Source organism: Phenylobacterium sp. RIFCSPHIGHO2_01_FULL_69_31 (assembly GCF_001824475.1).
In the GTDB taxonomy this organism is placed as follows: domain Bacteria; phylum Pseudomonadota; class Alphaproteobacteria; order Caulobacterales; family Caulobacteraceae; genus Phenylobacterium.
The window spans coordinates 244,391-268,402 of sequence record NZ_MHXN01000014.1 but is presented as its reverse complement, the minus strand read 5'-3'; the positions used below and the strand labels follow the sequence as shown (position 1 = coordinate 268,402).

Sequence of the window (24,012 nt, the reverse complement as noted above, 5' to 3'; positions counted from 1 at the left end):
TGTGGCGCCAAGGCTAGGTCCCCTGATCGGCGAGTGTGCGCGGTCGCCGCCGACGGCCGGCGAGCCAGGCGCCGGCGGACAGGGCGAGCAAGCCTGCGAAGGCGGCATCCCCGACCCGGCTGTAGATCGTCCGCGGGCCAGGCGCGGGCAGGCGCGCGTCGATGACCCCGAACTGACCCAGGCCGAGCATCTTGCCTGCGACGATCCGCCCCTGCGGGTCGATCACCGCGGAGACGCCGGTCGGCGTGGAGCGTACGATCGGCAAGCCCTGCTCGATGGCGCGATAGCTGGCGATGTTGAGGTGCTGCCAGGGTCCGCTGGTGCGGCCGAACCAGGCGTCGTTCGACACATTCAGGATCCAGGCCGGCCGTTCCCCGCCGGCGCCAAGACCCGGGAACAGGGCTTCGTAGCAGATCAGCGGCTGCACCGCGGGCATGCCTTCCACCACCAGCGGACGAGGCGGGGGCCCGGCGGTGAAATCGTCGGGCATGTGGACCAGGGCCCGGATTCCCAGACGCCCGGCGAGATCGCCCAGCGGCATGAACTCGCCGAACGGCACGAGCCGGAACTTGTCGTAGTAGCCCGCCACACGCAGCGCGGCGTCCTCGCGCCGGAACGCCACCAAGGTGTTGAAGTAGCGATAGGCGCCGCGGCCGTCGGGCTCGGCCCGGTTGGCGCCCATCAGCAGGATCTGCCCCGGTCGCACCGCATCGCGCAGGCGCGGCGCGTAGGGTGAGCCATCGGCGATCAGGTCATCGATCACCGCCGGCAGGGCGCCTTCCGGCCAGATCACCACGTCGGGAGGCCGCGCGGCGGGCCGCCGGGTCAGGTCCTCGTAGGCCGAGAACACCAGGTCAAGGTTTTCGGGCTTCCACTTGTCCTTCTGGTCGATGTTGGCCTGAACCACGCGGATTACCGGCGCGTCGGCCGCATAGGTCGTCCGCGCTGCGGCGGCGAGGCGGCCCGCGCCACCCGCGTAGAGGATCGTCAGGCCGATGCCAGCTGCCACAAGCATCGCCGCCTGCGCGGAGCGTCGGACCGAAAGCATCAGGGTCGCCGGCGTCGCGGCGAGGGCCAGGGTGATCCAGGTCAGCCCGTACACGCCCACCACGGCCGCCGCCTGGGACGGGGCGCTGCCGGCGCGCCAGGCCTCGCCCACCAGGTTCCACGGGAAGCCGGTCAGGATGTGGCCGCGCAGCCATTCGGCAGCGGCGAAGACCCCAGCGAAGACCAGCACCTTCCACGCGCTGCGGGGCCGCAGCGCCCGATAGGCGAGGCCGGCAAGTCCCCAGAACAGGGCCAGCCCGCCGCCCATCAGCACGACCGCGAACGGCGCCATCCAGCCGTAGATCGCCGCGTCGACGAGGAAGGGTTCGCCGATCCACCACGTGGAGAGACCGAAATAGCCAAGGCCCGCCAGCCAGCCCATCAGGAAGGCCTGCCGCAGCGGCTTCGGGCCCTGCACCGTCTCCAGCCGCAACAGGACGAGGCTGAATCCCAACAGGCCGAACGCAAGGCCGAACGGCGGATGCGCCAGCCCCGCGGCCAGGCCGCCCAGGAGCGCCGTCACTGGGGCATACCAGCGGGATCGCGCCACTCAGGCCTCGGCGGGGGCTTCGGCCACGGGCGCCCGGCGGACCCGAACGCGCTTCACGCGCCGGGGGTCGGCCGCCAGCACCTCGAGCAGGTAGCCGTCGGGATGCTCGATCCGCTCGCGTCGCTGGGGCACGCGCCCGGCCAAGGCGTTGACCAGGCCGGCGACCGTGTCGATTTCTTCGTCGAGGTCCTCTGGCGCAAGGTCGGCGCCGTCGCCGATGGCGTGCTCGAGCTCCTCCAGGGGCGCGCGGCCGTCGACGATCCAGCCCTCGTCGTCGGCAACGATGGGCAGGTAGGCCTGGTCGCTCTCCTCGTCGTGCTCGTCGGAGATGTCGCCGACCAGGGTTTCCAGCAGGTCCTCGAGCGTCACGAGGCCATCGACCCCGCCGAACTCGTCGATGACCAGGGCCATGTGAATGCGCTTGGCCCGCATGGTGGTCAGCAGGCGCTCGGCGGCCATCGACGGCGGCACGTAGAGAACCTCCCGGACCAGGTGGCGCCGGCCGGCCAGGACATGGTCGTCCGGCTTGGGCTGGCGCGACTTGCTGGCGAGCAGCTTGAACACGTCCTTCACGTGGACGACGCCCACCGGCTCGTCCAGCGTCTCCTTGTACACCGGCATCCGGCTATGCTCGGCGTCCACGAAGCGTGCGATCAGCTCGGCGAATGTGCAGCCCCGCTCGATGCCCACGATGTCCGCTCGCGGCTTCATCACGTCCTCGACCCGAAGGTCCTGGAACGCGCGCGCCTGGCTGACCAGCTCGCCGCCGGTTTCGCTCAAAGGCTCGGGAGCCTCGTCGGCGGCCGCCTCGGCGGTGCGCCGGAAGAGATCGAACAGGCCGAGGAGCCCGCGCCTGCGTCGGCGCGGGCTCTGTCGACTAGGAGGTTCGGGGTCGTTCATGCTCTCCTTCACCGGCCGCATAGGGGTCTGGGACGCCCAGACCGGCCAGCACCGCACGCTCAAGGCCTTCCATGGCCTCGGCCTCATCATCGCCGATGTGATCGTATCCGAGAAGATGCAGAACGCCGTGGACCGTCAGGTGCTGCAAATGGTGGCTGAGCGGCTTGCCCTGCTCGGCCGCCTCCCGGGCGCAGACCCCATAGGCCAGGGCCACGTCGCCCAGGTGCTCCTCGGGATTGGCGGGTGCGGGAAACGACAGCACGTTGGTGGCCGAATCCTTGCCCCGGAACCGGTCGTTGAGCTCACGCACCGACTCGTCGTCGGTCAGCAGAAGCGTGACGGCCCCCGCGGTCCCCTCACGCGCCAGCGCCGCCTCCGCCGCCTGGCGCACGACCGCTTCCGCCTCGGGAAGGGCCGCGGTCCACGACGGGTCCTCGACCTCGATGTCGATCAAACCGTGCGTCCGCGCTTGGCCGCATCGGCGTCGTATGCGTTCACGATCCGCTCGACCAGCGGGTGACGCACCACGTCTTCCGAGGAGAAGCGGACGACGCCGATGCCCCGGACGCCTTCCAGTAGGCCCACGGCATGGGCCAGGCCGCTGTCGCCGGGGTTGGGCAGATCGATCTGGGTCGGGTCGCCCGTCACGGCCATGCGCGAGCCCTCGCCCAGGCGGGTCAGCACCATTTTCATCTGGGCGCGGCTGGCGTTCTGGGCCTCATCGACGATGACGAAGGCGTGGCTGAGCGTCCGGCCGCGCAGGAAGGCGATCGGGGCCACCTCGATCTCGCCCTTCTCGCGCCGCCGGCGAAGCTGCTCAGCGCCGAGGATATCGGTCAGCGCCTCCCAGACCGGCGCCATGTAGGGATCGACCTTTTCGTTCATGTCGCCCGGCAGAAAGCCCAGGCGCTCGCCGGCCTCCACCGCGGGACGCGACACGATCAGGCGATCCACCGCCCCGCGTAGCAACATGCCCGCGCCATGGGCGACGGCCAGGAAGGTCTTGCCGGTGCCGGCCGGCCCAAGGCCGAACACCAGCTCGCACTGGCCGAGGGCGTCGAGGTACTTGGCCTGGGTGGCGGTCTTGGGGGCCACCTGCCCGCGGCGGCCGACCGGCAGGTTCGCCGCGCCGGGCGCGCCGGGCCCCGAACGCGCCTGGCCGATGGCGACGCGGACGTCCGCCTCCTCGATCTCCAGGCCCTGGTCGGCGCGCTCGGCGATGGTCTGCACCGCCTTCTTGGCCTGGCCGCGCGCCTTGGCGTCGCCGGACAGCGAGACCCCGCCGCCGGGCGTCTCGACCAGCACGCCGAACGCGTCCTCGATCAAGGCGGCGTGACGGCTGTTGGCGCCCGCCACCGCGCGGACGGCGGCGTCGGACAGGGCGATGAATTCGGGAGCTCGGCTCAAGCGGTTTCCAGTTCAAGCACGCCGGCCAGGCTGTTCTGGGCGGCGCTTTCCACCTTCACCGGAACGATCTGGCCCAACATCCGATCCGGGGCCGTCACGTGGACCGCCTGGAGGTAGGGGCTCTTGCCCACCAGTTGGCCGGGATGGCGGCCGGTCTTCTCGAAAAGCACCGCCAGCGTGCGGCCCGCCTGGGCGCGATTGAAGGCCAGGCGCTGTTCGTCCAGCAGGGCGTTGAGGCGCGCCAGCCGCTCGTCCTTGACCTCCTCGGCCACCTGACCCGGCATGGCCGCCGCCGGCGTGCCCGGGCGGCGGGAGTATTTGAACGAGAAGCAGCTGGCGTAGTTCGCCTCGCGGACCAGCTGCAACGTGGCCTCGAAGTCGGCGTCCCGCTCGCCGGGGAAGCCGACGATGAAGTCGCCCGACAGCGCGATGTCGGGCCGCGCGGCGCGCACTTTCTCGACCAGGCGCAGGTAGCTCTCGGCCGTGTGGGCGCGGTTCATGGCCTTGAGGATCTTATCCGATCCCGCCTGCACCGGCAGGTGCAGATAGGGCATCAGGGCCTCGACCTCCGCATGGGCGGCGATCAGGGCGGCGTCCATGTCGCGCGGGTGGCTGGTCGTGTAGCGGATGCGGTCCAGGCCGGGGATGTTCGCCAGGCGGCGAACCAGGCCGGCCAGGCCGCCTTCGGCGCCGTCGTAGGCGTTGACGTTCTGACCCAGCAGGGTGACCTCGCGCACGCCCTGTTCGGCCAGGCTGCGCGCCTCGGCCTCGATGTCCGCCGCCGGGCGCGACCACTCGCCACCACGGGTGTAGGGGACCACGCAGAAGGTGCAGAACTTGTCGCAGCCTTCTTGGACCGTGAGGAAGGCCGAGACGCCCGTGGGCCGGCGCGTGGCGGCGAGCACGTCGAACTTCTCGTTGGGCGCGAAGTCCGCGGCCAGCCGTTCGCCGCGGGCGCGATGGGCGCGCGCGATCAGTTCTGGAAGCTGGTGATAGGCCTGCGGCCCGACGACCAGGTCCACCGCGGGCTGGCGGCGCATGATCTCCTCGCCCTCGGCCTGGGCCACGCAGCCCGCCACGGCGATGGTCATCCGCGCGCCGCCCTCGGCGAGGCGCTCGTCGCGCATCTCGCGCAGCTTGCCGAGCTCGGAATAGACCTTCTCGGTGGCCTTCTCCCGGATGTGGCAGGTGTTCAGCACCACCAGGTCGGCGCCCGCCGGATCGTCGGTCATGCCGTAGCCCAGCGGGCTGAGCACGTCGGCCATCCGCTCGCTGTCATAGACGTTCATCTGACAGCCGTAGGTCTTGATGTAGAGGCGCTTCGAGGGCGCTTGCTCGGACATGGCCGGGGTTATGGGGTTGCAGGCGGGGCGGCGCAAGTTACGGCGGCGGCCAGCCCGGTCCACACGTGACAGGAATTTAATCGCCGCCGCCGCCTCCGCACGCACCAGACGCGGCCTCCTACCGATCAGGATGGGGAGACTGATGATGCGTCGGCGTTGGTTGCATTTGGCGGCGGTCGCGGCCCTGGCCGCCCTACCCGGGCTGGCGATCGGCCAGGAGGCGCCGCCTGCAAGCGCGTGCCACTTCGGCGCCTATCGCTTTGCGGATGGAAGCCATCTGGTCATCGATTCCAGCGACGAACCGAACCTCCGCTACCGGCGCATGGACGGCGTGAGCGGCAAGCTCTTTCGCGTCGACGAGGGCCGCTACGAGGGCGGAGCCGGCTGGGCGGTCCGCGAGCCCGTCACGGTCAAGGCGCATCTCGACGCCTGCAGCGAAGGACGGCTTGCGATGCAGCAGGGGGCCGGCCCGGTGATGGAAGCGCGCCGCGTGCCGTTGCCGACGCACCCGATCACCTTCCAGAGCGGCGCAGAGCGGCTTTACGGAGAGCTGGTCCTGCCGGCGGAAGGGCCGCCCAGGGCGGTCGTCGTGCTGCAGTACGGGTCGGGCCGCGAGTCCGCCGTCTACAACAACTATGTCCAGCACCTGCTGCCGCTGAAGGGCGTCGGCGTCTTCGTCTTCGACAAGCGCGGCACGGGGCGTTCCACGGGCGGCTACAGCGCCGACTTTCCGGTCCTGGCGGACGACATGGCGGCGGCGATCGACGCCGTACGGGCCCGGCCCGAGCTGGCCGGCATCCCGCTGGGCGTGATGGGCGAGAGCCAGGGCGGCTGGGTCGCCCCCTTGGCGGCCAACCGCCGGCCCGTGGACTTCGTCGTGGTCAGCTATGGCCTTGCCGTGAGCCCCGTCGAGGAGGACCGGTCCGAGGTCGCCGCCAGCGTCCGCGCCTTCGGTCCCGTCGCGCTCGCCCGCGCCCAGGCCCTGCACGACGCCGCGACACGGGTCGTCGCCAGCCGGTTCCGCGAGGGCCTGCCCGAGCTCGAGCGCCTGAAGGCCCTCAACGCACAGGAGCCCTGGATCGCGAACATCGGCGGCGACTACACGAGCCTGCTCGTCGCCACACCGGCGGCAGACATCGGGAAGGTGCGGGCCGCGTTCGACTTCCCCATCGACTTCACCTACGAGCCCCGCCCCGCCCTGGCTGGCCTATGGGCGCCGTCGCTCTGGATTCTCGCGGGCCGTGACACCGAGGCGCCGCACGAAAGCACGCGGGCGGTCCTCAGGCAGTTGCACGCCCAGGGCTCGCCCATCGACATCGCGATCTTCCCACAGGCGGACCACGGCATGATCGAGCGGGAGGCCGGGCGCGTATCCCCCGGCTATTACGACCTGCTCGCCGACTGGATCAGCACCCGGCGGCTGACGCGGACCTACGGTGACGCCAAGCTGATCCCGCGGCGCTGACCGCGCTCACTCCTCGATCGGCATCCCGTAGAGCTCGAGCCGGTGGTCCACGAGCTTGTAGCCGAGCTTCTTGGCGATCGCGATCTGCAGCGCCTCGATCTCTTCGTCCACGAACTCGACGACCTTGCCGGTCTTCATGTCGATCAGGTGGTCGTGGTGGTCCTCGCTATGCTCTTCGTAGCGCGAGCGGCCGTCCCGGAAGTCGAGGCGGTCGATGATCCCGGCTTCCTCGAAGAGGCGCACGGTCCGGTAGACGGTGGCGATCGAGATGTGCGGGTCGACGGCGTGGGCCCGGCGGTGCAGCTCTTCCACATCGGGATGGTCGGTGGCCTGGGAGAGCACGCGCGCGATCACGCGGCGCTGCTCCGTCATGCGCATGTTCTTCTCGAGGCAAAGTTTCTCGATGCGGTCCGACACGTGGGCCTCTCTTCGTTCACGTAGAGGATAGGTCTAGTCAGGTCCGGATGTAAGGTCGAGACGCATGACGAGCGCATCGGCGCGGCCGTCGGCGCCGCGATCGTAATAGCCCCGGCGCAGGCCGGCCCGGTAGAAGCCGAGACGCTCGTACAGCGCCACGGCGCCGGCGTTGCCCACATCGACCTCGAGGAACACCGCCCGTGCGCCGGTCTGGCGCGCCACGCCGAGCGCCGCCGTCATCAGCGCCTGGCCCACGCCGCGGCGGCGCGCCCAGGGGGCCACGCCGACGGTGAGGATCTCCGCCTCGCCGGCCACGGTCCGGCAGATCAGCACGCCGGCCGGGTCCTCTGCCCGCACGACGAATCCGAACACGCCGGTCCCGCCATCCAGCAGGGCGTCGAAGTCCGCCTCGTCCCAGGGCTTGTCGAAGGCCTGGGCATGGACGGCGGCCATGTCCGGCGCGTCGGCCGCGCTTGCGGCGGTCAGCTCCATGGGTCGATTCCGCCAGGCAGCTTGGCGTCCGGCGCGCGAAGGTAGAGTGGGCGGATCGGCGCGGGGGGCCGTGCGGCGGCCAGGCGCGCCACGGCGCGGGCGTCGCAGCCTTCCGGCGTCAGGATGTGCGCGCCCGGCGCCGCTTCGGCCAGCAACGGCGCGCCTGAGCCGACCAGGGTCAGGGCCCGCCCCATGGCGAGCTCGGCCAGCCGGGCCGCGGCCGTGCCGACCGGCAGGACATCGGGCGCCATCAAGGCGTGGCCGTCGTCGAAGACCTGGAGATAGAGCTGGTCCCGCCGGGCGTCGATGACGGCGGCGACCAGCCCCTGCGCCTCCGCGGCCAGCGCTTCCAGCGATCCCACGCCCACGGCCGGGACTCCAAGCGCCGAGGCGAGCCCCTTGGCGAAGGCGACGCCTACCCGCAGGCCGGTGAACGAGCCCGGTCCGACCGTGGCGCCGATCCGTTGCAGCTTGGAGAACGGAAGGCCGGCGTCGGCCATGACGGCCTTGGCCATCGGAGCCAGTCGCTCCTGGTGGCCGCGCGCCATCGCCTCGGACGCGTACGCGAGCACCGTCTCGCCATCGAGCACGGCGACCGAACAGGCGTTGAGGCAGGTGTCGAGCCCGAGGACGATCATGGGGGGGGGCGTAGCGGATGCGCGGCCGCTCGGGAAGCGGTCGCGCTTGGCCCCCGCCCTTACAGCGCCTGTTCGACCGCGGTGACTTCCGGGACGTAGTGCTTGAGCATGTTCTCGACCCCCGCCTTCAGCGTCGCGGAGGATGACGGGCAGCCGGAGCAGGCACCGCGCATGTTCAGCCACACCACGCCGGTCTCGACGTCGAAGCGGTTGAACAGGATGTCGCCGCCGTCCTGGGCCACCGCCGGGCGGATGCGGGTGTCCAGCAGGTCCTTGATCTCGGCCACGATCTGGGCGGTCTCGCCCTCGTAGACGCCGTCGTCATGGCCGCCTGCGTCGCTATCGCTCTCGTCCGCGAACAACGGCCGGCCCGAGGTGAAGTGATCCATGATGGCGGCCAGGATCGGCGCCTTCATGAGGGGCCAGTCCACCGAGGCGTGCTTGCCCACGGTGATGAAGTCGGGGCCATAGAACACCCGGGTCACGCCCATGATCTCGAACAGTTCGGCGGCCAGCGGCGAGGCGGCAGCCTCCTCCGGGGTGCGGAAATCGCGCGTGCCGTCGCCCAGCACGGTCTTCCCGGGCAGGAACTTCAGGACCTCGGGGTTCGGCGTGGCTTCGGTCTGAATGAACATGGCAGGAGATGTGGCGTCTGGCGGGGTCGGACGCAATAGCGCCAAAGGTCACGCCAGGTCGGTGATTTCCTCGTCGGTGAGGTCGCCGGGGACGATGGTGATCGGCACCTTGCGGCTGCCGAACTTCACGCCGTCCTTGGCGATGGCGGCGACCAGCGGACCGGGGCCGCGCCCCCCGACGGCGGCGGCCAGCACCATGACCTTGATGTCCGGGTCGTCCGACAGCACCTGCTTCAGGGCGGCGCGGGTGGAATCGGCCTCCTTGATCAGGAACTCGGGCGCGAGGCCCGTCTCGGCCTGGACGTACTCCGCCGTCTGCTGCAGCGAGGCTTCGGCTTCCTGCCGCTGCTGGCGGGCGATCTCGTCGCGGACGCCGGACCAATGCTCGAACACGGCAGGCTCGATCACCTTGAGGAGCGCCACATAGCCGCCCGTCGAGCGCGCACGGCGACAGGCAAAGCGGAGCGCCGCCTGGAACTCCGCCGTGTCGTCGGCCACCACGAGGAACTTGCGCCGGTTGCTCATGGGCGGAACCTGCGCTGCGGCGGGCGGGGAGGCAAGATCGCAGGGGCTGACAGCCTCAGCCCGCCCAGTAACCCACAAGCTTCTTGACCTCGGCCACCGTGGGCGCAGCGAGTTCTCGCGCTCGGCTCGCACCGTCGGCCAGGATCCGGTCGATCTCGGCGGGATCGGCCAGCAGCCGACGCATCTCGCCGCCGATCGGGCCCATGACCGACACGGCCAGGTCCGCCAGCTTCGGCTTGAACGCCCCGAAGCCCTGGCCGGCGAACTCGGCCAGCACCTGGGCCTCGCTCTGGCCGGCGAGGGCGGCGTAGATGGTCACCAGGTTCTTGGCCTCGGCGCGGCCCTCCAGCCCTTCCATCGTCTCGGGCAACGGGTCCGGATCGGTGCGGGCCTTGCGGACCTTCTGCGAGATGGCGTCGGCGTCGTCGGTCAGGTTGATGCGCGAATTGTCCGACGGATCGGACTTGCTCATCTTGGCCGTCCCGTCGCGCAGGCTCATCACCCGGGCGCCGGGGCCCTGGGTCAGGGGTTCGGGCAGCGGGAAGTAGCCCGGCGCCGAGAAGTCGTTGTTGAACTTCTGGGCGATGTCGCGAGTCAGCTCCAGATGCTGCTTCTGGTCGTCGCCGACCGGCACCTTGGTGGCCTTGTAGACGAGGATGTCGGCCGCCTGGAGGACCGGGTAGGTGTAGAGCCCGACGCTCTCGCGCTCCTTGTGTTTGCCGGCCTTGTCCTTGAACTGGGTCATCCGATCGAGCCAGCCGAGGCGGGCGACGCAGTTGAACACCCAGGCCAGTTCGGCGTGCTCCGGCACCGCCGACTGGGCGAAGATGGTCGCGACCTTGGGATCGAGCCCGGTGGCCAGGTAGGCCGCGGCGATCTCGCGGACCTGCTGTTTCAGCTTCGCCGGCTCCTGCCACACCGTGATGGCGTGCATGTCGGCCACGAAGATGAAGGTCGGGATTTCGTGCTGGAGGCGCGCGAACTTCACCAGGGCGCCCAGGTAGTTGCCCAGGTGCAGGTCGCCGGTGGGCTGGACGCCGGAAAGCACGCGTTCGGGGCCCGCGTAAGGGGCCGGAGCTTGGTCGGTCATGATGGTGGCTTCTCTAGGGAACGGACAGGCGGGCGCAAGCCCGGTTTTCACGGATGGGCGGTCAGCGCCATCGCCAGGTGAGACGTTCGAAAGCCATGCAGGAGCCGATAGCGCCGCCGGGCCGTCAGGGCAAGTCGGCGGGCGGCGCGGCCACATCGCCCTTGCGCCGGCGGAAGGCGGCGCGAGCCTCGCGGGGCGTCACGCCGCCGAAGGCGAACAGCAGGACGGGATAGAGCGCCGCGCCCGCCAGGCAGACGAGAAGCACCGCGATCTCCTTGGTCCCATGCCGCAGCATCGACGCCAGCGGCGCCTCCAGGGCCGGCCGGAAGTGCGAGGCCAGCGCCACGGCCACGCCCATGCCGACGCTGGCCAGAGTGACGCGCACAACCTTGCCCACCGCCCGCTTCGACGGCGTCCAGATGGATTTCGCGCGGAGATAGGCCACCATCTGAAAGACGGTGATCCACGACGCCGCGGCGGTCGCGAAGGCGATCCCCTGGAACCCCATCGTGAAGAACAGCGCCACGCCCAGCGCGATATTCACGGCTACTGAGATCAGCGAGTAAACCATGGGGTTGCGCGTGTCGCCGCGGGCGAAGAACGCCGGCTGCAGGATCTTGATCAGCACGAAGGCCGGGACGCCCCAGCCGTAGTGGAACAGCAGCTTCGCCGAATCCAAGGCGTCCTGGCTGGTGAAGGCGCCGCGGGTGAAGAACCCGTCGGTCAGGTAATAAGGCATGCCCATGAGGGCCGCGGCGGCCGGCAGGCTGAGCGCCAGGCCGAACACCACCGCCTGGTCCATGGCGCCCTGGGCGTCGTCCTTGTCCTCGACCTGGAGCGCGGTGGAGAGACGCGGCAAGAGGGCCACGCCGATGGCCACGCCCACCAGGCTGAGCGGCAGCTGGTAGAACCGCTCGGCCACGTTCAGCCACACCCGCATGCCCGCCACCTGGCTGGCCAGCATGGCCGAGATGAACAGGTTGATCTGGGTGGCGCTGGAGGCGATCACGCCAGGGACCATCCGGCGGAGCATCGTCTTCACCTGCCCGGTCAGCCGCAGGTGGCGCGGATGGATGCGGGCGCCCGAGCGGTGCGCGCCCCACCAGCAGAGCGCCGCCTGGCTGACCCCCGCGACCAGGACGCCCCAAGAGGCGGCGTAGGCGGCGGTGGTCGGGTCCTTCTGCGGCAGGACGGCGGCCAGCATCACCACGTTCAGCAGCGTGGGATAGAAGCCGTAGATGATGAAGCGCCCGCGCGCCTGCAGCGTGCCGGCGAACAGGGCCGCGATCACCATGCAGGGCAGGTAGGGCATGGTGATCTGGGTCAGGATCACGGCCAGCTTGAACTTGGCCGGGTCCTCCAGGAACCCATAGCTGTAGACCGTCATGATCCACGGCATGGCGAGCTGGCAGGCGATGGTGATGGCAATGGTCACGGCCGCCATCGTCGCCAGGGCGTCGGCGGCGAAGCGGTCGGCCGCCTCCTTGCCCTCGGCCACCAACCGCTTGGCGTAGTCGGGCACGAAGGCCGCGGCGAAGGCGCCTTCGGCGAACATCCGCCGGAACAGGTTCGGGAAAGCCAGCGCGGTGTAGTAGGCGTCGGCGGCGATGGTCTGGCTGGCGCCCAGCCGCGCGGTGATCGCCAGGTCCCGCGCCAGCCCCAGGAACCGGCTGACCAGCGTCAGGCCCGAGAAGATCGCCGACGAGCGGAGGAGGCCGCCCTTCTTGGCGGGAGGCTGGGCGTCGGCGGGGGTCTCGGTCACGGAGGCCTAGGTCGGCTGCGTCGGGAAGCGCGTCAACCTAGCCGCTCGCCGGGATGCAGGCGTGTGGAATCTCGATGCAGCCTCAGCCGGTGAGGCGCCGGATGTCGGGCCAGAGATAGGCCACCTCGTGCAGCATGGCCCCGCCTGGCCCCGCTTCCATCCGCGCAGGCTCGGCCTCCCCGCCCAGGTGCTCGTAGAACCCGCGGGCGGCGACGTTGTCCCGCAGCACCGAAACCATCAGCGACAAGGCCCCGCGCGCCGCGAGCGTCCGGGCGGTTTCCGTCAGCAGGCGCGCGCCGAGCCCTCGGCCCTGGGCGGCCCGTAGGAGATAGAGGGTCGCCACTTCGGCCTCGCCTGCCCGCTTGCGGCGCGATGGTCCCGCCTGGGCGTAGCCGACGATGCCGGCCCGGTCCGCGGCGGCCAGGGTCACGTCGTCCGGGCCGGGATGCAGCAAGGCGCGCGCGAAGCGGCGCGCGTGGCTCGGCTCCGACATCCGGGCCAGGTAAGCGTCCGGCAGCAGCCCGCGATAGGTCTCGCGCCACGCCGCGACGTGGACGCGGGCCAGCGCCTCGGCGTCCGCGGGGCCGGCGGGAAACACGACGAACTGCGTATCGACGCTGCCGTGGGCCATCTATCCACAGCTTGGCGCTCGCGCGTTGCCGTTCAAGGGGGTGCGGGACGCGGGGCATCCCGTTAACGTCCGCCGTTCCATGAACGCCCAGGTCGCCACCGCCACGCCCGATCCCGCCGCCGGCGCCACGCCGGTGATGGCGCAGTACTTCGAGGCCAAGGCCCGCCAGCCCGACGCGCTGGTGTTCTTCCGCATGGGCGATTTCTACGAGCTCTTCTTCGAGGACGCTCAGAAGGCGGCCGCGGTGCTGGGCATCACCCTGACCGCCCGCGGCAACCACGGCGGCAATCCGATCCCCATGGCCGGCGTCCCCGCCCACGCCATGGAAGCCTACCTGGCCAAGCTGGTCCGCGCCGGGTTCAAGGTGGCGCTCTGCGACCAGATGGAAGATCCCGCCGAGGCCAAACGGCGGGGCGGTTCCAAGGCGGTGGTCCGGCGCGACGTGACCCGCGTGGTCACCCCCGGCACCCTCACCGAGGATGGCCTGCTGGATGCGCGCGGCGCCAACCGCCTGGCCGCCGTGGCGGTGCGCGCGGGCGCGGCGGCGGTGGCCAGCGTGGAGCTCTCCACCGGGGAGGTGGAATGCCTGGCGGTGACGGTGGCCGGCCTGGCCTCGGCCCTGGCGGCGCTGGGACCCTCCGAGGTGCTGGTCCCGGACCGCCTCTTCGCCGACGAGGCGGTGTCCGCGGCGCTGAAGCAGGGCGGCGGGTTCGTCCAGCCCATGCCCAGCGCCCTCGCTGAGCCCGGCGCGTCCGAGACGCGGCTGAAGCGACTCTATGGCGTCGAGACCCTGGACGGCTTCGGCCAGCTTTCGGGCGCCGAAGTCTCGGCCCTGGGCCTCATCGCCGCGCACCTGGAAACTACCCAGGCCGGCCGGATGCCGGCCCTCTCCGCCCCTCGCCGCGCGGGCGAGGCCGACGTGATGGTCATTGACCCGGCCACGCGCGCCAGCCTGGAGATCGAGAAGTCCACCTCCGGCGCCCGGGACGGCTCGCTGCTGTCGGCCGTCGACCGCACCGTGACAGCGCCCGGCGCCCGGTTGCTTGCCGCCCGTCTGGCGCGGCCGCTGCTGGACCCCGCCGCCATTGACGCGCGCCTGGACGCGGTGGCCTGGTTCTGCGCCCACCGCGGGCAGCGCCAGAGGCTGCGCGAGACGCTGAAGGGCTTGCCCGACATGGCCCGGGCGCTCAGCCGCCTGGCCCTGGGCCGCGGCGGGCCGCGGGACCTGGGCGCCCTGCGCGATGGGCTGAACGCCGGCGGCGCGGTCTGCCAGCTGTTCAGCGACACCAAGGATCCGCTGCTGACCCTGCCGGCCGAGACCGCCCAAGCGCTCGGCGCCTTGCATCTGGCCCACACGCCGGACCTCGCCGCCTTCCGCGACCTGCTGGTCCAGGGGCTGGGCGGTGACCTGCCGGCGCTGACCCGCGACGGCGGCTTCGTGGCCGACGGCGTGCGGCCGGAGCTGGACCAGGCCCGCGCGCTTCGCGACGACAGCCGCCGCGTGATCCTGGCCCTGGAGGCCCGGCTTGCAGCCGAAAGCGGCGTGGCGCTGAAGGTCCGGCACAACGCCGTCCTCGGCTATTTCGTCGAGACCACCGCCAAGGCGGCGGAGCCGCTGATGCAGGCGCCGCTCAATGCGACCTTCATCCACCGGCAGACCCTGGCCAACCAGGTGCGCTTCACCACCGTCGAGCTCGCCGAATTGGACGCCAAGATCGCCCAGGCCGCCGAGCGGGCGCTGGCCATCGAGCTCGACACCTTCGAGGCCTGGCGCGCCGCCGCTACAGGCGTCGCTGCCGCCATCCAGGCCGCCGCGCAGGCCGCGGCTACGCTCGATGTCGCCGCCGCCCTGGCGGAGTGGGCCGACGACGTCGGCGCGACCCGCCCGATCGTCGACCGCTCCACCGCCTTCGAGGCCGAGGCCGCCCGCCACCCGGTGGTCGAGAACGCCGTCCGCCGCGCCGGCGAAGCCTTCACCCCCAACGACTGCCGCCTGGACGGCTCGGGCGTCGGGGCGGCGCGCCTGTCGCTGGTGACCGGGCCGAACATGGCCGGTAAGTCCACCTTCCTGCGCCAGAACGCCCTGCTGGCGGTGCTCGCCCAGGCCGGTTGCTTCGTGCCTGCCAGGCGCCTACGCATCGGCGTCGTCGACCGCCTGTTCAGCCGGGTCGGCGCGGGCGACGATCTGGCCCGCGGCCGCTCGACGTTCATGATGGAGATGGTGGAGACCGCCGCCATCCTGAGCCAGGCGACGCCGCGCAGCCTGGTGATCCTGGACGAGATCGGCCGCGGCACGGCGACCTACGACGGCCTGGCTATCGCCTGGGCCTGCGCCGAGGCCCTGCACGAGACCAACCGCTGCCGGGCGCTGTTCGCCACGCACTACCATGAGCTGGCGGTCCTGGAGGGTCGGCTCCCCTACGTGTCCAACCTCAGTCTGAAGGCCAAGGAGTGGAACGGGGACCTGATCTTCCTGCATGAGGCAGGCCCCGGACCGGCCGACCGGTCCTATGGGGTCCAGGTAGCCAAGCTCGCCGGCGTCCCTGCGCCGGTGGTGAGCCGCGCCCGCCAGGTGCTGGAGCGCCTGGAACGCGAGGCGGCCGGCCCGGCCAACCTCGACGACCTGCCCCTGTTCGCCGCCGTCGCCGAGCCGGAGGCCAAGTTCGGCCCCAGCAAGGTGGAGGAAGCCCTGCAGGTCCTCGACGTCGACGGCATGAGCCCCCGCGAGGCGATGGACGCGCTTTATCGCCTCAAGGGACTGCTGGGCTGAGGGTGGCGGCTCTGAAGGCCCTGATGGTCGACGTGGACGGGGTGGTGATCCGTCCTCGCCCCGGCGGCTGGGCGGCAGACCTGGAGGCCGACCTCGGCCTCTCGCCAGCCGTGCTGCATGACCAGTTCTTCGGGCCGCATTGGGCGGACATCGTGCTGGGCCGCGCAGGCTTGCACGAGCGGCTGGGACCCGTCCTCGCGGAGCACGCGCCGCACCTCACCAGCCACGACCTGGCCGCCTACTGGTTCGAGAAGGATGCCGAGCTCGACGAGACGCTGCTGGCCGACCTCGCCGCCCTGCGCGCCCGCGGGGTCCAGTTGCACCTGGCGACCATCCAGGAGCATGAGCGGGCGGCCTACCTATGGGACACACTGGGGCTCCGCGACCGGTTCGACGCCATGCACTACGCCGCCGACATGGGCTGCCGGAAATCTGAGGCTGCGTTCTACAAGATGGTCGAGGCGCGGACCGGCTTCCGGGCCGAAGACCTGGCCCTGCTCGACGACACGCCCGCCAATGTCGACGCCGCACGCGCTGCGGGCTGGGGCTCGGTGCTGTGGACCGGCGCGGCGCCGCTGGCAGACGTGCTGGCGACGCACGGTTTCGCCTGACGCCGGCTGCGCTCAGCTTTCCCGCGCCGGGCGCGGTTTCCGCCGCTTGCGGGTCACGACCGTCACCGTAAACGCCGAGCCGGCCCGCGCCTTGAGCCGCTTGCGCGCGGCGTCCGCCAGGCCCGACTTGCCCGTGCTGACCGTGGGGGTCGGGGCGGCTGACTTGGTCTTGCCGGGCGCGAGGCCGTGACGCTTGCGCGCACGCTCGTCCTGGCCCGCCTGCTCGGCGCGGCTCTGGGCCGTCCGGGCGGTGAGGTCCTTGATCAGCGCCTTGCCCTTGCGCGTGCGGCCGGTCAGCGAGGGGGCGATGTAGCTGTTGGCGTTCCAGCCCACCGGGGTAGAGCCGCCCCGATACGATCCTCTGCCCATGATCTACGCCAACTCTCGAACGCGGAGCGCGGGCATAGCGGGCCGTCCGCCCAGGGAAAAGCGCGAACCTCCTGCGCGCGTTAACGAACTCGCCTATATGCGTACTGCGCCATGCCGACCCGCCTGAAACCCACCCGCCTGGAATATGTCGTCGACGGCGTGCGGCTGCGCGCCCAGCTGTCGGCGGCGGCCCTGGAGCACCTGGGCGACGAGACGGCCCAGCGCAAGGCGGCGCTGGACATCCTGAAGGCGGCGCTGTTCCGCGGCCGAATGATCGCCAAGGAGCGGCTGGAGAACGGCGCCGGCGGGATCGAGACCGCGCGCCTCCTGTCCGGCGTCACCGACGAGGTGGTTTCGGCGCTCTACGACTTCACCACTGTCCACGTGTTCCGGGCCCGCAACCCCACCGAGGGCGAGCGTCTGGCGCTGATGGCGGTGGGCGGCTACGGGCGCGGGACCCTCGCGCCCTACTCCGACATCGATCTGCTGTTCGTCCGGCCCTACAAGCAGACCGCCCATACCGAGAGCGTGATCGAGTTCATGCTCTACGCCCTCTGGGACCTGGGCTTCAAAGTGGGTCACGCCTCGCGGACCATCGAGGAGTGCATCAAGCTCGCCCGCGAGGACTTCACGATCCGCACCTCGATCCTGGAGGCGCGGCGGCTGACCGGTGACGAAAGCCTCGCCAACGACCTGGTCCGCCGGTTCCAGACCGACGTGGTCAAGGGCACGGGCGCGGAATTCGTGGCCGCCAAGCTGAAGGAGCGGGACGAGCGTCACGCGCGCGCCGGCGCCAGCCGCTACATGGTCGAGCCCAACATCAAGGAGGGCAAGGGCGGCCTGCGCGACCTGAACACGCTGTTCTGGATCGCCCAGTACCTGCATCCCGGCCAGTCCATCGAGAAGGTGCTGCAGCTCGAGATGTTCGCCCGCCGCGAGGTGCGCGCCTTCATCAAGGCCACGGACTTCCTGTGGGCGGTGCGCGCGCACCTGCACTTCACGACCGGGCGTCCCGAGGAGCGCCTGACCTTCGACCTGCAGCCCGAGATCGCGCGGCGGATGGGCTATGGCGACCGCGGCGACGCGCCGGCGGTCGAGCGGTTCATGCGCCGCTACTTCCTGATCGCCAAGGACGTGGGCGCCCTGACCCGCGTGTTCGCCGCCAAGCTGGAGGCCGACCAGGTGAAGATGGCCCCCAAGGGCATCAGCCGCTTCATTCCGGGTCGCACGGTGAAGCGCAAGCCGCTGGACGAGCCCGGCTTCCACGAGGTGGGCGGGCGCCTGGACGTCGACCCGGACATCTTTGAGCAGGACCCGATCAACCTCCTGCGGATGTTCCGGATCGCCGACCAGCGGAACCTGGACCTGCACCCCGACGCGTTCACCGCCGCGTCGCGGTCGATCCACCTGATCACGTCGGCCGTGCGCCGCGACCGCCACGCGGCGAAGGTGTTCCTCGACATCCTGGCGCGCGGGCGCGACCCGCGCACGACCCTGACCCTGATGACCGAGGCGGGCGTCCTGGGCCGCTACCTGCCCGAGTACGGGCGGATCGTCGCTCAGATGCAGTTCAACATGTACCACTCGTACACGGTGGACGAGCACACCCTGCGCGCCGTGGGCGTCATCGCCGACATCGCCGCGGGCCGCCTGGCCGAGGACCATCCGCTGGCGGTCCAGGTCACGCCGCTGATCGCCGACCGCGAGGCGCTGTTCCTGGCCATGCTGCTGCACGACACCGGCAAGGGCGGGGCTGGCGGCCAGGAGGTCGCGGGGGCTCGCGCCGCCCGGCAGGCGTGTGAGCGCCTCGGCCTGGAGCGCTCGAAGATCGAGCTGGTCGCCTGGCTGGTCGAGCACCACCTGGTGATGAGCGACTATGCCCAGAAGCGCGACGTGTCCGACCCCCGCACGGTGTCGGACTTCGCCCGCATCGTGCAGACGCCCGAGCGCCTGCGCCTGCTGCTGGTCCTGACCGTGGCCGACATCCGCGCGGTGGGGCCGGGCGTGTGGAACGGCTGGAAGGGTCAGCTGATGCGCGAGCTCTATTCGGCCACCGAGGCGGTATTCCGCGGCGGCCGGGGCTCGGACGCCGCCGCCGCCCTGCGCCGCTACCAGGAGAACGCCGCCTACGACGCCCGCGTGCGCCTCGCCAAGGCCCAGCCGGGCGCCGAGACCTGGGGCGACGCCATGGAGGACGCCTACTTCACGGCCTTTACGGACGCGGAGGTACAGACCCACGCCCGCCTCGCGGCCCTGGCCTCGGCCGCCGGCGCGGGCGGAGCTGCGGAGTGCCGGATCCGCGCCGACCTCAACGCTTCGGAGGTCGTGGTGGCCGCCACCGACCGCTCGCGGCTGTTCGTGGACCTGGCGGAGGCGATCACGGCCGCGGGGGCCAACATCGTCGGCGCGCGCGTCTTCACCTCCAACGCCGGCCAGGCGCTGGACGTCTTCTACGTGCAGGACATCACCGGCCAGCCGTTCGGCGCCACCGACGACCGTGTGCTGAAGCGATTGGCTGAAAGCCTGGCGGGCGCCGCGCGGGGCGAGCCCCACGGCCGCGAGCCGCGCCGCCAGGACCTGGGCCGGGCGGCCGCCTTCACGATCACGCCCACCGTCATGCTGGACAACGAGGCGTCCGAGACCTCGACCGTCGTCGAGGCGTCTGGCCGCGACCGACCGGGCCTGCTCGCCGCCTTGGCGCGGACCCTGTCGGACGCGGGGCTGGAGATTACCTCCGCCCACATCGACGGCTATGGCGAACGGGCCGTGGACGCCTTCTATGTGGTGGACGAGGCCGGCGCGAAACTGAGCGATACCCGCAAGGGCAATGCGCTGAAGGCGGCGCTGCTTTCGGCGCTGAACGCCAGCGAGACCGAGGCCGGCCAGGCGCGCCGCGCCAACCTTCCACGAGCGCGCGCCAGCGTCGCACGCTAACGATTGGACTTGCGTTTGGGCGCGATGAGGCGTCCAAGGGCCGCCATTTCGCGCCTGAAGCGCGACTAAGGACTTTCCATGCCTTTTCCGACCACCCATCCGGCGCTGGCCCAGGCGCTCGGCGCCCAGGGCTATCGTGAGCCCACCCCCGTGCAGGAGGCCGTTCTGGCCGCCGAGCCCGGCCGCGACCTGCTGGTCTCGGCGCAGACCGGATCGGGCAAGACCGTTGCCTTCGGCCTGGCGGCCGCCGAGCCGCTGCTCGGCGAGGCGGCGCGTTTCGACCGCGCGGCGGCCCCCCTGGCCCTGGTAATCGCCCCCACCCGCGAGCTGGCCCTGCAGGTCAGCCGCGAGCTGGAATGGCTTTACCGCGAAGCCGGGGCCGTCATCGCCACCTGCGTCGGCGGGATGGACGCGCGGCGCGAGCAGCGGGCGCTGGCCATGGGCTCGCACATCGTGGTCGGCACGCCGGGCCGCCTGCGCGACCACCTGGAGCGGGGCAACCTGGACCTCGGCTCGCTGAAGGTCGTGGTGCTCGACGAGGCCGACGAGATGCTCGACATGGGCTTCCGCGAGGATCTCGAGGAGATCCTGGACACCACGCCGGCCGAACGCCGCACCTTCCTGTTCTCGGCCACGATCGCCAAGGAGATCGCCTCCCTGGCCAAGCGCTACCAGCGCGACGCCGTGCGCATCGACACCATCCGCCGCGACGAGGCCCACGGGGACATCGAGTATCGCGCCGTCCGCGTGGCGCCGAACGAGGTGGAGAACGCGGTGGTCAACCTGCTGCGCTACTTCGAGAGCCCCGGCGCCCTGATCTTCTGCGCCACCCGCGAGCGGGTGCGGCACCTCTACGGCAGCCTACGCGAGCGGGGCTTCGCGGTCGTCCAGCTTTCGGGAGAGCTGTCGCAGAAGGAGCGGTCGGATGCGCTGCAGTCCCTGCGCGACGGCCACGCCCGGGCCTGCATCGCCACCGACGTGGCGGCCCGCGGCCTCGACCTGCCCGAGCTGGGGCTGGTGATCCACGCCGACCTACCGTCGAACACCGCCGCGCTCCTGCACCGCAGCGGCCGGACGGGCCGCGCTGGGCGCAAGGGCACCTCGGTGGTCCTCGTGCCGCACACCAAGCGCCGCCAGGCCGAGCGGCTGCTGCAGCTCGCCAAGCTGGACGTCGAATGGTCGGGGGCGCCGCTGGCCGAGGAGATCCGCGCCAAGGATCAGGCCCGCCTGCTGGAGAGCCCGCTGCTGACCGAGGAGCCCAGCCCGGAAGACCTGGAGCTGGCCAAGCGCATCCTGGCCGACCGCAGCCCCGAGGCCGTTGCCGCCGCCCTGATCCGCCTCCACCGCTCGCGCCTGCCCGAGCCGGAGGAGATGTTCGGCGACGTGCCCAGCCACGACCGCGGCGCCGACCGGGGACCGCGCCCGCCGCGGCCCGAACGCGCGCCCCGCGACGAGCTGCCCGGCGTCAGCGACGGAACCTGGTTCCGCCTGCCGGTCGGCCGCTCGAAGAACGCCGACCCCAAGTGGCTGGTGCCGCTGATCTGCCGCCTCGGCCACGTGACGAAGAAGGACATCGGGGTCATTCGGATCTTCGACCACGAGACCAAGTTCGAAATCAGCAAGGAGGCCGAACCGCGCTTCCGCGAGGCGGTGAAGGCTGCCGCCGACGCCGGCGAGATCCGGATCAACCCGGGCAGCCCGCCCGGCGCCGCACCCGAACGGTCAGGCCCACGCCCGCCCCGGCGAGATGGCCCTCATCCCGCGGGGCCCCGTCCCGCCGGCCCGCGTTCGGCCGGCCCCCGGCCCGGCGGTCCGCGCAAGGATGGCCCGCCCCGTAAGGGTCCCCCGCCCAAGCGCGGGAAGGGAAAGCCGAACCAGGGCGGCTTCTAGCCTTTAGGCCTCGACCTTCGGCGCCGAGGTGAGCGAGACGAACACGTCCTCCAGGTCCGGGTCCTCGGTCGAGATGTCCCGGATGTGCAGGCCGGCGGCGCGGATGGCCGCCAGCACCTGTTCGACGCTGGACTGGCCGGTGCGATAGGTCACCGAGAACCCGCCGGACTTCAGGAGCTTGGTCTCGAATCCCGGCAGGTTCGGCGCGGCGGGCAAGGGCTCCTCGGGCGTCACCAGCACCATCCGGGTGTCCATCCGGCGCAGCAGCGTGGTGGTGGGCTCGCACGCTACGACCTGGCCGCGGTTGATGATCGCGATCTGGTCGCAGAGCTCCTGGGCCTCTTCCAGGTAGTGGGTCGTGAGCACGATGGTCACGCCCTTGCGGTTCAGCTCCAGCACATAGTTCCAGAGCTGCTTGCGCAGCTCCACGTCCACGCCGGCGGTGGGCTCGTCCAGGATCAGCACCGGCGGGTTGTGCACCATGGCCTTGGCGACCATCAGCCGGCGCTTCATGCCCCCTGAGAGCTGGCGGACATAGGCCTTGGACTTGTCGGCCAGGCCCAGGGCGGCCAGCAACTCGTCCGAGCGCCGCTCGGACTTCGGCACGGCGTACATGCCGGCGGCGACCTCCAGGGCTTCCTTGGGCGTGAAGAATGGGTCGGCGGCGATTTCCTGCGGCACCACGCCGATGGCGGCGCGGGCGTCGCGCGGTGACTTGTCGATGTCGCGGCCCCAGATCGAGACCGTGCCCGAGGTCTTCTGGCAGAGGCCGGCCAGGATGTTGATGAAGGTCGACTTGCCGGCCCCGTTCGGCCCCAGCAGGCCGAAGATCGAGCCGCGGGGGATCGCCAGGTCCAGGCCCTTCAGCGCCTGCATCTCCGGCGTGGTCTTGGTGGCGGCGTAGGTCTTGACGAGGTTCTTGGCCTCGATCGCGTATTCCGGAAGGTCCATGTCGTCCTGTCGTTGACGGCGAAAGCCGCGCTCGCATACCTAGGCGCGCGCCGACCCTGCGCCAAGCGGGCGGCCCTCAAGGTAACGAAGATCATGGCCCGTAAAGCTGTCGCGAAGCCCAAAGTCGAACCGGCGCCCGCCAAGCCGGCGCTCATCGTGGACGCGAACCCGCCCGAGGTGATCGTCGTCCGGACCGGCCGCATCGCCTGCGACGGCGTCGGCGGCGCCCTGGGTCATCCGCGCGTCTGGCTGGAGATGGGCGAGGCGACCTTCGTCGAGTGCCCGTACTGCGATCGCCGCTTCGTGCTGGCGGCCGGCAGCGAGGGCCCGGAGGATGAACGCCTGGCGCCCGGCGTCTACGAAGGCCCGCACGGACACTGAGGCCAATTCCTCCCCCCGATGGGGGAGCAATTCGTCCGTCAAACCCGGAGCGGCATCAGGATGTACTGGACGTCCGCATCGCCCGGGTCGAGGACCAGGGCCGGATCGTTCGGGCCGCCGAAGCGCAGCTCCATCGAGCCGCCCGAGATCTGGTCCGTGATGTCCAGCAAGTAGCGGGCGTTGAACGACAGCTCGAAGGGCTCGCCGTCGTAGTCGATCTCCAGCTCTTCCACCGCCTGGCCGGCTTCCATGTTGCGGACGGTCAGGACCACCCGCCCCGACTCGATGGCCATCCGGACCGAGCGGCTCTTCTCCGCCGAGATGGTCGCCACGCGGTCCACCGCCTGGGCGAAGAGCTTGGCGTCGACCATGACCGTGCGGTTGTTGTCCTTGGGGATGACCCGCGCGTAGTCGGGGAAGTTGCCGTCGATGACCTTTGAGGTCAGGGCCGCGCCGCTCATCTCCAGCCGCACCTTCTGGGGGCTGATCTGCAGGGTGACGTTCTCGCCTGCGTCCTCCAGCAGGCGGCGCAGTTCGCCGATGGTCTTGCGGGGCACGATGACGCCCGGCGTGCCCGAGGCGCCTTCCGGCGCGGCCATGTCGGCCAAGGCCAGGCGCGAGCCGTCGGTGGCCACGGCGCGCAGGCGCGGGCTGCCGTCCACCACCACCGTGTGAACATAGAGACCGTTCAGATAGTAGCGGGTCTCCTCGGCCGAGATCGCAAAGCGGGTCTTGTCGATCAGGCGGATGAGGTCGTTCACGTCGACCTCCATCTGGCCCGAGAAACCCTCGGCCGACATCACCGGGAAGTCCCCCGCCGGCAGGACCGGCAGGTTGAACCGCGAGCGGCCGGCCGCCACCGTCAGGCGCGGATCCTCACCCGTGAAACTCAGCGAGACGTCGGCGCCCTCGGGCAGCTTGCGCACGATCTCGTAGAGGGTGTGCGCCGGCGCGGTGATCTGGCCGGGCTGGTCCACCTGGGCCATGGCCTCGTCGATGATCTCGAGGTCGAGGTCCGTCGCAGAGAAGGTCAGCCGGTCCCGTTCGGCCGACAGCAGCACATTCGACAGGATCGGGATGGTGTTCCGGCGCTCGACGGCGCTTTGCACGTGTCCCAGCGCGCGGAGCAGCGCGGCGCGTTCGATCGTAAGCTTCATTTCGGTCCCGGCTCGCCAATCGCCCGCCGTCGGCGAATCACCCGTGC

Annotated in this window: 22 protein-coding genes; 6 read left to right on the top strand and 16 right to left on the bottom strand. The window is 71.0% G+C overall.

The window, feature by feature from the left end; all coding sequences use genetic code 11:
• Window positions 1-13: 13 nt before the first annotated feature.
• From lnt to miaB, 5 genes are read right to left on the bottom strand one after another with little or no spacing between them, the layout of a single operon-like run.
• A complete protein-coding gene (gene lnt / locus A2790_RS10595) occupies window positions 14-1,570 on the bottom strand; it encodes an apolipoprotein N-acyltransferase (protein WP_293391010.1) in 1,557 nt (518 codons plus the stop codon).
• A 27-nt stretch (window positions 1,571-1,597) separates the two neighbouring features.
• Window positions 1,598-2,497 (bottom strand): hemolysin family protein, encoded by a 900-nt coding sequence (locus A2790_RS10590; protein WP_293391007.1) that lies wholly within the window; start codon window positions 2,495-2,497, stop codon window positions 1,598-1,600.
• Window positions 2,475-2,951 carry an rRNA maturation RNase YbeY gene (gene ybeY / locus A2790_RS10585; RefSeq protein ID WP_293391004.1) on the bottom strand — a complete coding sequence of 159 codons (477 nt, stop codon included), beginning with the start codon at window positions 2,949-2,951 and terminating at the stop codon, window positions 2,475-2,477. The genes A2790_RS10590 and ybeY overlap by 23 nt, the downstream gene beginning before the upstream one ends.
• Window positions 2,948-3,904, bottom strand: a complete 957-nt coding sequence (locus A2790_RS10580) for a PhoH family protein (protein ID WP_293391001.1) — start codon at window positions 3,902-3,904, stop codon at window positions 2,948-2,950. The genes ybeY and A2790_RS10580 overlap by 4 nt, the downstream gene beginning before the upstream one ends.
• On the bottom strand, window positions 3,901-5,247 hold the full coding sequence (gene miaB / locus A2790_RS10575) for a tRNA (N6-isopentenyl adenosine(37)-C2)-methylthiotransferase MiaB (protein ID WP_293390998.1): 1,347 nt from the start codon (window positions 5,245-5,247) through the stop codon (window positions 3,901-3,903). Before miaB ends, A2790_RS10580 begins: the two co-directional genes overlap by 4 nt.
• Window positions 5,248-5,389: 142 nt before the next feature.
• On the opposite strand from miaB, the gene A2790_RS10570 reads away from it, so the two are divergent.
• Window positions 5,390-6,712, top strand: a complete 1,323-nt coding sequence (locus A2790_RS10570; RefSeq protein ID WP_293390995.1) for an alpha/beta hydrolase — start codon at window positions 5,390-5,392, stop codon at window positions 6,710-6,712.
• 6 nt (window positions 6,713-6,718) lie between these two features.
• Here the strand turns inward: A2790_RS10570 and A2790_RS10565 are convergent, their stop codons facing one another.
• The 8 genes from A2790_RS10565 to A2790_RS10530 form a co-directional block, all read right to left on the bottom strand.
• Window positions 6,719-7,090, bottom strand: coding sequence for a Fur family transcriptional regulator (locus A2790_RS10565; protein ID WP_068876681.1), 372 nt, complete (start codon window positions 7,088-7,090; stop codon window positions 6,719-6,721).
• Between the two features lie 72 nt (window positions 7,091-7,162).
• A complete protein-coding gene (locus tag A2790_RS10560) occupies window positions 7,163-7,621 on the bottom strand; it encodes a GNAT family N-acetyltransferase (protein WP_293390993.1) in 459 nt (152 codons plus the stop codon).
• Complete coding sequence (gene tsaB / locus A2790_RS10555) at window positions 7,612-8,256, bottom strand: tRNA (adenosine(37)-N6)-threonylcarbamoyltransferase complex dimerization subunit type 1 TsaB (protein WP_293391443.1); 645 nt, start codon at window positions 8,254-8,256, stop codon at window positions 7,612-7,614. The genes A2790_RS10560 and tsaB overlap by 10 nt, the downstream gene beginning before the upstream one ends.
• A 62-nt stretch (window positions 8,257-8,318) precedes the next feature.
• A complete protein-coding gene (locus A2790_RS10550) occupies window positions 8,319-8,894 on the bottom strand; it encodes a NifU family protein (protein WP_293390990.1) in 576 nt (191 codons plus the stop codon).
• A gap of 48 nt (window positions 8,895-8,942) precedes the next feature.
• The gene (locus tag A2790_RS10545; protein WP_293390987.1) at window positions 8,943-9,419 is read right to left on the bottom strand and encodes a universal stress protein; all 477 of its coding nucleotides are present in this window, start codon (window positions 9,417-9,419) and stop codon (window positions 8,943-8,945) included.
• Window positions 9,420-9,474: 55 nt separating this feature from the next.
• Window positions 9,475-10,509 (bottom strand): tryptophan--tRNA ligase, encoded by a 1,035-nt coding sequence (trpS, locus tag A2790_RS10540; RefSeq protein WP_293390984.1) that lies wholly within the window; start codon window positions 10,507-10,509, stop codon window positions 9,475-9,477.
• Window positions 10,510-10,633: 124 nt separating this feature from the next.
• On the bottom strand, window positions 10,634-12,271 hold the full coding sequence (gene murJ, locus A2790_RS10535; protein ID WP_293390981.1) for a murein biosynthesis integral membrane protein MurJ: 1,638 nt from the start codon (window positions 12,269-12,271) through the stop codon (window positions 10,634-10,636).
• An 82-nt stretch (window positions 12,272-12,353) separates the two neighbouring features.
• Window positions 12,354-12,902, bottom strand: coding sequence for a GNAT family N-acetyltransferase (locus tag A2790_RS10530; protein ID WP_293390978.1), 549 nt, complete (start codon window positions 12,900-12,902; stop codon window positions 12,354-12,356).
• A 79-nt stretch (window positions 12,903-12,981) separates the two neighbouring features.
• Between A2790_RS10530 and mutS the strand changes: the two genes are divergently transcribed.
• Together mutS and A2790_RS10520 are read left to right on the top strand one after the other, a co-directional pair.
• Window positions 12,982-15,672 (top strand): DNA mismatch repair protein MutS, encoded by a 2,691-nt coding sequence (mutS, locus tag A2790_RS10525; protein ID WP_293390975.1) that lies wholly within the window; start codon window positions 12,982-12,984, stop codon window positions 15,670-15,672.
• Between the two features lie 2 nt (window positions 15,673-15,674).
• A complete protein-coding gene (locus A2790_RS10520) occupies window positions 15,675-16,283 on the top strand; it encodes an HAD-IA family hydrolase (RefSeq protein ID WP_293390972.1) in 609 nt (202 codons plus the stop codon).
• Between the two features lie 12 nt (window positions 16,284-16,295).
• Here the strand turns inward: A2790_RS10520 and A2790_RS10515 are convergent, their stop codons facing one another.
• Window positions 16,296-16,652 carry a hypothetical protein gene (locus A2790_RS10515; protein ID WP_293390969.1) on the bottom strand — a complete coding sequence of 119 codons (357 nt, stop codon included), beginning with the start codon at window positions 16,650-16,652 and terminating at the stop codon, window positions 16,296-16,298.
• Window positions 16,653-16,763: 111 nt separating this feature from the next.
• Between A2790_RS10515 and A2790_RS10510 the strand changes: the two genes are divergently transcribed.
• Both A2790_RS10510 and A2790_RS10505 read left to right on the top strand, forming a co-directional pair.
• The gene (locus A2790_RS10510; RefSeq protein WP_293390967.1) at window positions 16,764-19,586 is read left to right on the top strand and encodes a [protein-PII] uridylyltransferase; all 2,823 of its coding nucleotides are present in this window, start codon (window positions 16,764-16,766) and stop codon (window positions 19,584-19,586) included.
• Window positions 19,587-19,664: 78 nt separating this feature from the next.
• Complete coding sequence (locus A2790_RS10505; RefSeq protein WP_293390965.1) at window positions 19,665-21,476, top strand: DEAD/DEAH box helicase; 1,812 nt, start codon at window positions 19,665-19,667, stop codon at window positions 21,474-21,476.
• A gap of 3 nt (window positions 21,477-21,479) precedes the next feature.
• On the opposite strand, the gene A2790_RS10500 is transcribed toward A2790_RS10505, so the two are convergent.
• A complete protein-coding gene (locus A2790_RS10500) occupies window positions 21,480-22,427 on the bottom strand; it encodes an ABC transporter ATP-binding protein (protein ID WP_293390963.1) in 948 nt (315 codons plus the stop codon).
• A 93-nt stretch (window positions 22,428-22,520) separates the two neighbouring features.
• On the opposite strand from A2790_RS10500, the gene A2790_RS10495 reads away from it, so the two are divergent.
• Window positions 22,521-22,808, top strand: coding sequence for a zinc-finger domain-containing protein (locus A2790_RS10495; RefSeq protein ID WP_082765337.1), 288 nt, complete (start codon window positions 22,521-22,523; stop codon window positions 22,806-22,808).
• A 38-nt stretch (window positions 22,809-22,846) separates the two neighbouring features.
• Here A2790_RS10495 and dnaN read toward each other — a convergent pair whose 3' ends face one another.
• Window positions 22,847-23,965, bottom strand: a complete 1,119-nt coding sequence (dnaN, locus tag A2790_RS10490) for a DNA polymerase III subunit beta (protein WP_293390957.1) — start codon at window positions 23,963-23,965, stop codon at window positions 22,847-22,849.
• Between the last annotated feature and the right edge of the window lie 47 nt (window positions 23,966-24,012).

Bases quoted from the DNA above. Each gene is read 5' to 3' on its own strand.
- A2790_RS10590 (WP_293391007.1), bottom strand. From the start codon at position 2,497: ATGAACGACCCCGAACCTCCTAGTCGACAGAGCCCGCGCCGACGCAGG.
- miaB (WP_293390998.1), bottom strand. From the start codon at position 5,247: ATGTCCGAGCAAGCGCCCTCGAAGCGCCTCTACATCAAGACCTACGGC.
- A2790_RS10570 (WP_293390995.1), top strand. From the start codon at position 5,390: ATGATGCGTCGGCGTTGGTTGCATTTGGCGGCGGTCGCGGCCCTGGCC.
- A2790_RS10565 (WP_068876681.1), bottom strand. From the start codon at position 7,090: ATGCGCATGACGGAGCAGCGCCGCGTGATCGCGCGCGTGCTCTCCCAG.
- A2790_RS10560 (WP_293390993.1), bottom strand. From the start codon at position 7,621: ATGGAGCTGACCGCCGCAAGCGCGGCCGACGCGCCGGACATGGCCGCC.
- A2790_RS10550 (WP_293390990.1), bottom strand. From the start codon at position 8,894: ATGTTCATTCAGACCGAAGCCACGCCGAACCCCGAGGTCCTGAAGTTC.
- A2790_RS10545 (WP_293390987.1), bottom strand. From the start codon at position 9,419: ATGAGCAACCGGCGCAAGTTCCTCGTGGTGGCCGACGACACGGCGGAG.
- trpS (WP_293390984.1), bottom strand. From the start codon at position 10,509: ATGACCGACCAAGCTCCGGCCCCTTACGCGGGCCCCGAACGCGTGCTT.
- A2790_RS10530 (WP_293390978.1), bottom strand. From the start codon at position 12,902: ATGGCCCACGGCAGCGTCGATACGCAGTTCGTCGTGTTTCCCGCCGGC.
- mutS (WP_293390975.1), top strand. From the start codon at position 12,982: ATGAACGCCCAGGTCGCCACCGCCACGCCCGATCCCGCCGCCGGCGCC.
- A2790_RS10515 (WP_293390969.1), bottom strand. From the start codon at position 16,652: ATGGGCAGAGGATCGTATCGGGGCGGCTCTACCCCGGTGGGCTGGAAC.
- A2790_RS10510 (WP_293390967.1), top strand. From the start codon at position 16,764: ATGCCGACCCGCCTGAAACCCACCCGCCTGGAATATGTCGTCGACGGC.
- A2790_RS10505 (WP_293390965.1), top strand. From the start codon at position 19,665: ATGCCTTTTCCGACCACCCATCCGGCGCTGGCCCAGGCGCTCGGCGCC.
- A2790_RS10500 (WP_293390963.1), bottom strand. From the start codon at position 22,427: ATGGACCTTCCGGAATACGCGATCGAGGCCAAGAACCTCGTCAAGACC.
- A2790_RS10495 (WP_082765337.1), top strand. From the start codon at position 22,521: ATGGCCCGTAAAGCTGTCGCGAAGCCCAAAGTCGAACCGGCGCCCGCC.
- dnaN (WP_293390957.1), bottom strand. From the start codon at position 23,965: ATGAAGCTTACGATCGAACGCGCCGCGCTGCTCCGCGCGCTGGGACAC.